Origin of the sequence: Rhodococcus mengyinensis, from assembly GCF_048381435.1 — a bacterium.
In the GTDB taxonomy this organism is placed as follows: Bacteria; Actinomycetota; Actinomycetes; order Mycobacteriales; family Mycobacteriaceae; genus Rhodococcus_F; species Rhodococcus_F opacus_D.
In genome coordinates, this window is sequence record NZ_JBLWIT010000038.1 from 298,779 (window position 1) to 307,919 (window position 9,141).

The window sequence follows — 9,141 nt, forward strand, 5'->3', positions numbered from 1 at the left end:
CGCTACCAAAAAGGCGCACGGGCGCTACGCGCCTACAGGATCGGGGACGGCTGGTACGCGGCTGCCTCGGGGTTGGCGTCGACGAGCTTCTGCACCTGCGCGACGACCGTGGCGACCTGCGACTCGGCGGCACCGATGAACGCCTTCTTGTCGGCGAGGGCCTCGTCGAGGGCGGCCCGGTCGAGGGGCAGGCGGTCGTCGGCGGCCAGACGGTCGAGGAGGTCGGGTTCCCTGCCCTCCTCGCGCATCGCCAGCGCGACGGCGACGGCGTGTTCCTTGATGACCTCGTGTGCCGTCTCCCGGCCCACTCCGGCCCGCACCAGGGCCATCAGGACCTTGGTGGTGGCGAGGAACGGCAGGTACCGGGTGAGTTCCTTCTCGACGACGGCGGGGTAGGCGCCGAATTCGGCGAGCACGGTCAGGAACGTCTCGATCAATCCGTCGATCGCGAAGAACGCGTCCGGCAGCGCGACACGGCGCACCACCGAGCAGAACACGTCGCCCTCGTTCCACTGTGCGCCGGCGAGCTCGGCGGCCATGGACGCGTACCCGCGCAGCACGACCTGCAGCCCGTTGACGCGCTCGCAGGAGCGGGTGTTCATCTTGTGCGGCATCGCGGACGACCCGACCTGGCCGGGCTGGAAGCCCTCGGTGACCAGTTCGTGGCCGGCCATCAGGCGGATGGTGTGCGCGAACGAGGACGGCCCGGCCGCCACCTGCACCAGCGCCGACAGCACGTCGTGGTCCAGCGACCGCGGGTACACCTGGCCGACGCTCGTGAACACGTGGGAGAAGCCGAGGTGCTCGGCGACCTTCTGCTCCAGCGCCTCCAGCTTGGACGCGTCGCCGTCGAGGAGGTCGAGCATGTCCTGCGCGGTGCCCATGGGCCCCTTGATGCCGCGCAGCGGGTAGCGGTCGATCAACTCGCGCAGTCGGGTGAGCGCGACGAGCAGTTCGTCGGCGGCGGACGCGAACCGCTTGCCCAGCGTGGTGGCCTGCGCCGCGACGTTGTGCGACCGGCCTGCCATGACGAGGCTGCCGTACTGGGCGGCCCGCTCGGCCAGCCGGGCGGCGACCGCGACACCGTGCGCGTGGACGTGCTCGAGCGACCGCAGGATCTGCAGCTGCTCGACGTTCTCGGTGAGATCGCGGCTGGTCAGCCCCTTGTGAACCTGCTCGTGCCCGGCGAGTGCGTTGAATTCCTCGATGCGGGCCTTCACGTCGTGGCGCGTGACGCGCTCGCGGTCGGCGATGGAGTCGAGGTCCACCTGTTCGAGCACCCGCTCGTAGTCGGCGAGCGCCTCGGCCGGCACGTCGATCCCGAGTTCCGCCTGGGCACGCAGCACGGCGAGCCACAGCTGACGCTCGAGGACGATCTTGTGCTCGGGCGACCACAACTCGACGAGTTCGGGGCTGGCGTAACGGTTGGCAAGGACGTTCGGGATGCGGCTCACGAGTCCTCAGTTTACGGCGGTGCTATAGCTCGACGTGGTCCGGCCGGTCCAGGGCGGGCGCGACGACGTCGACGACGTCGAGCAGCATGGCCCGGGCGAGGGCACGCAGGTCGGGGTCGTGTTCGCCGAGCGCGGTCACCAGGGCTCCGTCGACGACGGCGACGAGCCGCCGGAGTTGCTCCTGCCGGACGTCGCGGTCGGAGCGTCGCAGGGCCTCGGTGAGTATGTCGTCGAGTTGCGCGCGCAACCGCAACTGCACCTCGCGCAGTTCGGGGCGACGCGCGCAGGCCGTGAACCGCTCGTACCGGGAGATCAGCCTCTCGCGGCAGTCCTCACTGATCAGTGCCGGTCCGACGAGTAGGTCGAGGAGGAGGTCGACGGTGGATTCGCGGCCGCGGCGCCGGTGCGTGACGTCGTCGACGCGGCTGCGCATGACCGCGAGATCGCGGTTGCCGTTGCATTCGACGGCCTTCGCGATCAGGTCGTCCAGCGACTCGAAATAATAGGTGGTCGACGCGAGCGGAAGGTCGGCCCGGGTGGCCACCGAGCGGTGCCGGACCGCGTCGAATCCGCCCTCGAGCAACAGATCGGCGGCAGCCTCGACCAGCGCCTGTCGGCGCCGTTCGCCCTTCGGAGTTGCCGCAGATGACACCAATTCATCCTGCCAGCCGCGGGTGCCGCACCAGGGCAAATTGGACGACAGACCGCGAAGTATGTGGGCTGCGGAGGCCGCCCGCGTAGCGTCGGGACCATGCGGGTGTCGGTGCGGATCGCAGGCGCGCACCGCCGCCGAAACCCTGTCGCGGTCCGAGGTCCTCGAGTTCCCCGGGCTCGGTCACGACGTACTGCAGTCCTCGGATTGTGCCCCGGCCGTCACGGTCGGCTTCCTCGAGAACCCGGCCGGCGGCTACCACACGAGTTGCCTCGCGCGAGTACAGATGCCGGCCTTCACGACCGGATGAGATCCGGGGGCCGGCAGTTGAGGCGACGGAGCCGCAGGGCGATCGTCACCAGCGCGGGGAACGTCACCGCGAGAAGCGTGAACCGCTGGAGAAGTCCGGCGACGTCGTGCAGCGGGGCACCCTCCGGCATCGCGAACCGGCCCAGCATCACGAAGCATCCCAGTCCGAGGACCCCGGCGACCGCGGTGTACCGCGCCAGGCCGCGCCACCGCGGATCGGCGGCGAACCGGCGCGACAGCACCAGCAGCGACAGCGCGCTGCAGGAGAAGAATGTGATCCCCGCGATCACATGGTGGCCGGGGTCGTAGGCGTTCCCGGTCGCGTCCTCACGCAACGGGAACACGGCGGCAAGAACCAGCCCCACCGCCGCGGCGCCGAGCAGGGCCGGTCCCGTCCAGCCGAAGCGTGTCGCCGCGATGCCGCGGTGCAGTCCGGCCGCGAAGATCAGCAGTAGCACGGCGAACGCCAGGAAGTTCAGCTGCTGGATCCACCCACTCGGGTCCGCCTCGAGAGCGCTGATCGGGTCGGCGATCGGGCTGTAGTCGTCCCGGAGGACTGCCTCCTGGGCGACGAACCCCGCGGTGAACACCAGCGGTCCCGCTGCGCCCGCACGGGCGGCCCACCGCTGGAAGTCGGAGCGCGACACGAGAACTGACGTGTTGACCATGCCTTCGACGCTAGAGCGACGTCACCACCCGGGCATCGGGAAATTCACCCATCCCGCCCCGGGCGGAACATGGGTCGTTCTACCCACTGCGGTCAGTTGTCGGGAAGGACGGCTCCGGTCGCCGCGTCGACGTTCACGTCGTAATCCCAGCCCTTGGCGTCGCGGATGTGAATGTGCCACACCGCCGTACCATCCCGCTGCTGCTGCTCGGCGTTCGCGACCGTGCCACCCGGGACCGTCGCGACCGCGATCTGCTCCGCCTGCTGCTGGGTGACCACCCCGCCGGCGGGGGGCGCGGGTGCGGGCGTCGCGGTGGTCTCCCTGTTCTGACTGTCGGGCACCACCGCGCCGGTCGCCGCATCGACATTCACGTCGTAGTCGTAGCCCCGTGTGTCGCGGATGTGGACGTGCCACACCGTCTTACCGTCCCGCTGTTGTTCCTCGGAGTTAACGACCGTGCCACCCGGGACCGTCGCGACGGCGATCTGCTCCGCCTGCTGCTTGGTGACCGCGGATGCCACCGCCGTGCCCGTCGTTGTGGGCGCCGTCGTCGTGGCCGTGGCCGACGCCGTGGCACTGGCAGAGGTCGACGAGGTGTCACTGCTGTCGGAACCGCACCCACCCAGCAGCAGCGCGGAGGCCGCAACAACCGGGATCAGGCTCGCACATCGCACAATTCTGGTGGTCATCGTGGCTCCTCGATCGCTCGACGGCGTGGACCTGCCTGTCAGAGTACGGGAGCGACAACCGACCTCGCGGTAGTTTTCCGCAGTTCTCGCCGGTCCGAGTCAGCCCGTCACCACGCCCGGCACGACCGCCTGCCGAAGCCGCGCCGGGCCAGCACGAGCCAGACGATGGGCAGGAAGACGAGCGGGGGGACGCGCACCAGGGCGACCCACAGGATCGCGGCGAGCACGGCCACCACGAACACGAGTGTCCGCAGCGCCGCGGCCTCCCGTCCCGGATCGCGGCGCACGCGATCGGGTTCGGGCACGAAGCGCTGTTTGTCCGGGAGGTCCGCGAAGAGCGGCGTGAGGTCGGCGGCGGTCTTGGCGAGGTACGCCTGGCGGACCCTCGCGTCGAACTCGTCGGTCTCGAGCCGTCCGGCTGCGAAATGTTCGGCGAGTGCCGCCGCGGCGTGCTCCCGTTCCACGGTCCCGATGCGGACTCCGCCGGGAACTGGTGGCTGTGGATGACTGATGTCGCTCATGTCGTCGCCTCAGGGCCGGTGTGTAACACTGTAATCCTAGCCACAGTGTAGGCCTTCTACTCCTGGTCGCGCCCGTGGAAACCTTCCCGGCGCTGCTCCTCGGCCCGTTCCCGGCACCGCCGCACGAACTCGGCTTCCTCCGGGTCGGCGGGCAGCTGATCTCCCTGGTCCTTCTGCGGCCGTCCGACGAGGAGCCACAACACCGAGCCGACGAGCGGAAGCAGCAGCACGATCACCAGCCAGCCCTCCTTCGAGAGGTTCCGGAACTGGTCGTCGTCGGTGGTGATCGCGTCGGCGAAGCACAGGACCCACAACACGAATGCAAACAACGCGATGTACAGCATCGCCGTTCTCCTTGCCTGGCACGCCCGAACACGCAGTGCGCCCAAGTCCATCGAACAACTGCTGCGGCGGCGCCGCAAGAGCCGCGCCGGGAAACTCCGGCTACAGCCAGCGACCCAGTCGCACCAGCGATTCCCGGACCTCGGCTGTGGATCCGGCGAACGACAGCCGGACCGTCCGGTCGCCGTGGACGGTGTCGAAATCGATGCCCGGGGCGAGCGCCAGACCGGTGTCCTGCAGCAGTCGCGAGCACCATTCCGTCGACGTGCTGCCGTGGGATCCGCCGAGCAGGTGCCCGATGTCGGCGTACACGTAGAACGCGCCGTCGGCGGGCGCCAGGTCGGTGATACCCAGTTCCGGGAGTCCGGTGAGCAGCAGCTCCCGGTTGACGGCGTAGCGCTGGACGTGACCGTCGAGCTCGGCCCTCGATTCCTCGGTGAACGCGGCGATCGCCGCGTACTGGGAGATGGCCGGCGGGCACACCGTCATGTTCGAGGCCAGGCGCTGCAGCGGTCGGCGCAGCCCCTCCGGGACCAGCATCCAGCCCAGCCGCCAGCCCGTCATCGAGAAGTACTTGGACACCGATCCGACGACGACGGATTCGCGCGACGTCTCCCACGAGCTGGTCATCGACTGCTCGCCGTATCCGATGCCGTGGTAGATCTCGTCGGAGATCAGCAGCGTCCCGTGCTCGTCACACCAGCGGGCGAGGGCGGCCAATTCGCCGGGGTCGATGACGGTGCCGGTGGGGTTGGCGGGGCTGGCGACGATCAGTCCGGCCGGCGGCTCGGGCAGGGCTTCGAGCATCGCGACCGTCGGCTGGAACCGGGTGTCCGCTCCGCAGTCGATCTCGATGACGGTGCAGCCGAGCGCGGCGAGCGTGTTCCGGTAGGCCGGGTAGCCGGGGCGGGCCACCACGACGGTGTCGCCGACGTCGAACGCGGCGAGGAACAGCAGCGTGAACGCACCCGAGGATCCGGTGGTCACGACGACGTCCTCGGCGTCGACGTCGATACCGGACTTGGCGGAGTGGTATCCGGCGATCGCCTCCCGCAGCGGCAGAATGCCGAACGTCTCGGTGTAGCCGAGCAGGTGTCCGTCGAGCACTTCCCGCGTCGCGCGGAGCACCGGCTGCGGCGCGGGAGTGGACGGCTGTCCCGCCGCGAGCGTCAGCACGTCACCGTGGGTGCGCTGACGTTCGGTGGCGGCCTTCCACACGTCCATCACGTGGAAGGTCTGGATGTTGGACCGCTGGGATTCGGGACGCACCCCTTGACGCTAGCGTGACGCGCTCACTGCCCCGCCAACGCGTCCCGCTGCGACTCCACCGTCTCCCGGATCGCCCCCACCACCGCCGCGACCTCCGGTCGGCGCAACGACTCGGGTCGCGCCACGAGCCAGTACGCCAGCGTTGCCTCGACCTGCCCGGGCAGCACCCGCACGAGGTCGTCGTGGCGGTCGGCCATGAAGCACGGCAGCAATCCGATGCCCGCCGACGCCCGGGTGGCCTCGACGTGCACGAACACGTTGGTCGACGTCACCGATTCGCGCATCGAGACGGTGAGGCGGCGCGCGAGGTCGAGTTCGTCGACCTGCAGCATCGAGTCGATGAAGTAGACGAGTGAGTGATCGGCCAGATCACCCACCTGCCTCGGGGTGCCGTGTTCGGACAGGTACGCCTTCGCGCCGTACAGGCCGAGGGTGTAGTCGGCCAGCCACAGCGCCTCCGCCCGGTGCACCTGCGGCTTGCCCACGACGATCTCGATGTCGAGCCCCGAGCGATGTTGTGAGGCCCGGCGGGTGATCGCGACGATCTCCACGGACACCTCGGGATGCCTGCCGCGGATCAGCGCGCCGGCAGGTGCCGCGATGTAGGCGCTGAACCCGTCGGTCGCCGNCGATACCCGGACCACGCCCTTCAGGTGGTCGGCGCGGCCGGGTTCGGCGACGAGTCCGTGGACGGCGGCCTCCACGCGTTCGGCCGCGGTCAGCGCCTGCCGCCCGAGGTCGGTGAGTTCCCACCCGCCCGCGGCCTTCACGAGTACCCGGCCGCCGAGGCTTTTCTCCAGACTCGCGATCCGCCGCGAGATGGTCGTGTGGTTGACGCCCAGGTCGTCGGCGGCGGTGTTGAAGCGGCCGGTCCGCCCCACTGCCAGCAGTACGAGCAGGTCATCGGCGCTGGGCAGGGCTGTTCCAGAGGTCACTTGTGCATATTTGCACATGCCGACTGCAGGTTGCGGCATTGTGTGCGCACAAATATGCATCAATACTCGGCAGGACCAATGAACTGTGTCCCCAGTCACAACGGGGTACGGAGTGTAACGAGGAGCGACAGATGAGCGTCGACGAAACAGCGCACGCGAAGGAAGCCCCGCCGTCCGGGCTGAAGAAGGTGGTCGGCGCGTCCATGGCCGGCACCGTCGTCGAGTGGTACGAGTTCTTCCTCTACGGGACCGCGGCGACGCTCGTGTTCAGCAAGGTCTTCTTCGCGGCCGGCGGCAACGAACTCGACGCGATCATCGCGGCGTTCGTGACCTACGCCGTCGGCTTCGTCGCCCGGCCTCTCGGCGGCATCGTCTTCGGTCACTTCGGCGACAAGTTCGGACGCAAGCAACTGCTCCAGTTCAGCCTCCTCCTCGTCGGCGCGGCCACGTTCCTGATGGGCTGCCTGCCCACGTTCAACCAGATCGGGTACTGGGCCCCTGCCCTGCTCGTCACTCTCCGCTTCATCCAGGGATTCGCCGTCGGCGGCGAATGGGGTGGCGCGGTGCTGCTGGTGGCCGAGCACAGCCCGAACAGGTCCCGCGGCTTCTGGTCGTCGTGGCCGCAGGCCGGCGTGCCTGCGGGCAACCTCGTCGCGACCGTCGTCCTGCTGATCCTGACGACGACGCTGTCCGATGCGGCGTTCCTCAGCTGGGGCTGGCGCGTGGCGTTCTGGCTGTCGGCCGTGATCGTCCTCGTCGGCTACTACATCCGCACGAAGGTCACGGACGCCCCGATCTTCATCCAGGCGCAGAAGGAAGCGGAGCACATCAAGGAGACGTCGTTCAGCGTCTTCGAGGTGCTCAGGCGCTACCCCCGCGGCGTGCTGACGGCGATGGGCCTGCGTTTCGGTGAGAACGTCATGTACTACCTGGTGGTCACGTTCTCGATCACCTACCTCAAGGTGGTCGTCCACACGGACACCGCGCAGATCCTCTGGTGGATGCTGATCGCGCATGCGGTGCACTTCGCGGTGATCCCGCTCGTCGGGCGGCTCTCCGACACCATCGGCCGGCGCCCCGTCTACATGATCGGCGCGCTGACCGCGGGCACGTGGGGCTTCTTCGCCTTCCCGATGATGAACAGCGGGCACAACGCCGTCATCCTCGGAGCGATCATCATCGGCCTGGTGTTCCACGCCTTCATGTACGCCGGTCAGCCGGCGATCATGGCCGAGATGTTCCCGACGCGCATGCGGTATTCGGGTGTCTCCCTCGGCTACCAGGTGACGTCGATCGTGGCCGGTTCGCTGGCGCCGATCATCGCGGCCAGCCTGCTCAGCAAATACGACTCGTCCGTTCCGATTGCGATCTACCTGGCGATCGCGTGCCTCGTCACCGTCGTCGCCGTGATCGTCGCCCGGGAGACCAAGGGCATCTCGCTCGAATCGATCGACGAGGCGGACGCCCAGATCCTGGCGGACGAGAAGGCTGCCGGCGCGAAGAACGGGGTCCCCGCATGACCGAGCAGAACCTGACCGGACGCACCGCCCTCGTCACCGGCGGCGCCAGCGGAATCGGCGCAGCCTGCGCCCGAACGCTCGCCGCACGCGGAGCCCACGTCACGGTCGCCGACCTCGACGACGTGGCCGCCAAGAGCCTCGCCGACGAGATCGACGGAACCGCGTGGCACGTCGATCTCCTCGACACCGATCCGCTCACCGAGCTGCGACTCGAGACCGACATCCTCGTCAACAACGCCGGGATCCAAACCATCAGCCCCATCGAGGAATTCCGCCCCGAGGACTTCCGGCGCATCCAGACGCTGATGGTCGAGGCGCCGTTCCTGCTGATCCGTGCCGCCCTGCCGCACATGTATTCCACGGGATTCGGGCGCATTATCAACGTGTCGTCCGTGCACGGGCTCCGCGCCTCGGCGTTCAAGGCCGCATACGTCACCGCCAAGCACGGACTCGAGGGACTGTCGAAGGTGACGGCGCTCGAGGGCGGCCCGCACGGCGTCACCAGCAACTGTGTCAACCCCGGCTACGTGCTGACACCGTTGGTGCAGAAGCAGATCGCGGATCAGGCACAGGTGCACGGCATCAGCGAGTCCGACGTGATCGAGAAGGTGATGCTCACCGAGAGCGCGATCAAGCGACTGGTCGAACCGGCGGAGGTGGCGTCCCTCGTCGCGTGGCTCGCGTCCGCCGACGCAGGCATGGTCACCGGCGCCTCCTACACGATCGACGGAGGATGGACCGCCCGGTGACGTGACGAAAAAGGCGTGCACCCCCGGATGCTC

At 68.7% G+C, this 9,141-nt stretch carries 11 protein-coding genes; 3 read left to right on the forward strand and 8 right to left on the reverse strand.

The window, feature by feature from the left end:
* Window positions 1-32: 32 nt before the first annotated feature.
* Together purB and ACNJ7E_RS06165 are read right to left on the reverse strand one after the other, a co-directional pair.
* Entirely contained in the window at window positions 33-1,454 is a 1,422-nt protein-coding gene (purB, locus tag ACNJ7E_RS06160; protein ID WP_280778776.1) for an adenylosuccinate lyase, read from the reverse strand.
* A 22-nt stretch (window positions 1,455-1,476) separates the two neighbouring features.
* Window positions 1,477-2,106: a TetR/AcrR family transcriptional regulator gene (locus ACNJ7E_RS06165; RefSeq protein WP_009477853.1), complete on the reverse strand. Its 630-nt coding sequence runs from the start codon at window positions 2,104-2,106 to the stop codon at window positions 1,477-1,479.
* A gap of 61 nt (window positions 2,107-2,167) precedes the next feature.
* Between ACNJ7E_RS06165 and ACNJ7E_RS06170 the strand changes: the two genes are divergently transcribed.
* The gene (locus ACNJ7E_RS06170) at window positions 2,168-2,416 is read left to right on the forward strand and encodes a hypothetical protein (RefSeq protein ID WP_418339384.1); all 249 of its coding nucleotides are present in this window, start codon (window positions 2,168-2,170) and stop codon (window positions 2,414-2,416) included.
* Here ACNJ7E_RS06170 and ACNJ7E_RS06175 read toward each other — a convergent pair.
* From ACNJ7E_RS06175 to ACNJ7E_RS06200, 6 genes are all read right to left on the reverse strand, one after another.
* Window positions 2,403-3,083: a DUF998 domain-containing protein gene (locus tag ACNJ7E_RS06175; protein ID WP_418339385.1), complete on the reverse strand. Its 681-nt coding sequence runs from the start codon at window positions 3,081-3,083 to the stop codon at window positions 2,403-2,405. The genes ACNJ7E_RS06170 and ACNJ7E_RS06175 overlap by 14 nt on opposite strands.
* Window positions 3,084-3,175: 92 nt before the next feature.
* Window positions 3,176-3,772, reverse strand: coding sequence for a PepSY domain-containing protein (locus ACNJ7E_RS06180; RefSeq protein ID WP_280778780.1), 597 nt, complete (start codon window positions 3,770-3,772; stop codon window positions 3,176-3,178).
* 107 nt (window positions 3,773-3,879) lie between these two features.
* Window positions 3,880-4,293 (reverse strand): DUF1707 SHOCT-like domain-containing protein, encoded by a 414-nt coding sequence (locus ACNJ7E_RS06185; protein ID WP_418339386.1) that lies wholly within the window; start codon window positions 4,291-4,293, stop codon window positions 3,880-3,882.
* 56 nt (window positions 4,294-4,349) lie between these two features.
* Window positions 4,350-4,637: a PLDc N-terminal domain-containing protein gene (locus ACNJ7E_RS06190; protein WP_105412893.1), complete on the reverse strand. Its 288-nt coding sequence runs from the start codon at window positions 4,635-4,637 to the stop codon at window positions 4,350-4,352.
* A gap of 100 nt (window positions 4,638-4,737) precedes the next feature.
* Entirely contained in the window at window positions 4,738-5,904 is a 1,167-nt protein-coding gene (locus ACNJ7E_RS06195) for a pyridoxal phosphate-dependent aminotransferase (protein ID WP_418339387.1), read from the reverse strand.
* A 23-nt stretch (window positions 5,905-5,927) separates the two neighbouring features.
* Window positions 5,928-6,857 carry a LysR family transcriptional regulator gene (locus ACNJ7E_RS06200; RefSeq protein ID WP_418339388.1) on the reverse strand — a complete coding sequence of 310 codons (930 nt, stop codon included), beginning with the start codon at window positions 6,855-6,857 and terminating at the stop codon, window positions 5,928-5,930.
* A gap of 113 nt (window positions 6,858-6,970) precedes the next feature.
* Between ACNJ7E_RS06200 and ACNJ7E_RS06205 the strand changes: the two genes are divergently transcribed.
* Complete coding sequence (locus tag ACNJ7E_RS06205; RefSeq protein ID WP_418339389.1) at window positions 6,971-8,359, forward strand: MFS transporter; 1,389 nt, start codon at window positions 6,971-6,973, stop codon at window positions 8,357-8,359.
* Window positions 8,356-9,108: a 3-hydroxybutyrate dehydrogenase gene (locus ACNJ7E_RS06210; RefSeq protein ID WP_418339390.1), complete on the forward strand. Its 753-nt coding sequence runs from the start codon at window positions 8,356-8,358 to the stop codon at window positions 9,106-9,108. The genes ACNJ7E_RS06205 and ACNJ7E_RS06210 overlap by 4 nt, the downstream gene beginning before the upstream one ends.
* Window positions 9,109-9,141 lie beyond the last annotated feature (33 nt).

Bases quoted from the DNA above. Each gene is read 5' to 3' on its own strand.
- ACNJ7E_RS06170 (WP_418339384.1), top strand. From the start codon at position 2,168: ATGTGGGCTGCGGAGGCCGCCCGCGTAGCGTCGGGACCATGCGGGTGT.
- ACNJ7E_RS06175 (WP_418339385.1), bottom strand. From the start codon at position 3,083: ATGGTCAACACGTCAGTTCTCGTGTCGCGCTCCGACTTCCAGCGGTGG.
- ACNJ7E_RS06180 (WP_280778780.1), bottom strand. From the start codon at position 3,772: ATGACCACCAGAATTGTGCGATGTGCGAGCCTGATCCCGGTTGTTGCG.
- ACNJ7E_RS06185 (WP_418339386.1), bottom strand. From the start codon at position 4,293: ATGAGCGACATCAGTCATCCACAGCCACCAGTTCCCGGCGGAGTCCGC.
- ACNJ7E_RS06190 (WP_105412893.1), bottom strand. From the start codon at position 4,637: ATGCTGTACATCGCGTTGTTTGCATTCGTGTTGTGGGTCCTGTGCTTC.
- ACNJ7E_RS06205 (WP_418339389.1), top strand. From the start codon at position 6,971: ATGAGCGTCGACGAAACAGCGCACGCGAAGGAAGCCCCGCCGTCCGGG.
- ACNJ7E_RS06210 (WP_418339390.1), top strand. From the start codon at position 8,356: ATGACCGAGCAGAACCTGACCGGACGCACCGCCCTCGTCACCGGCGGC.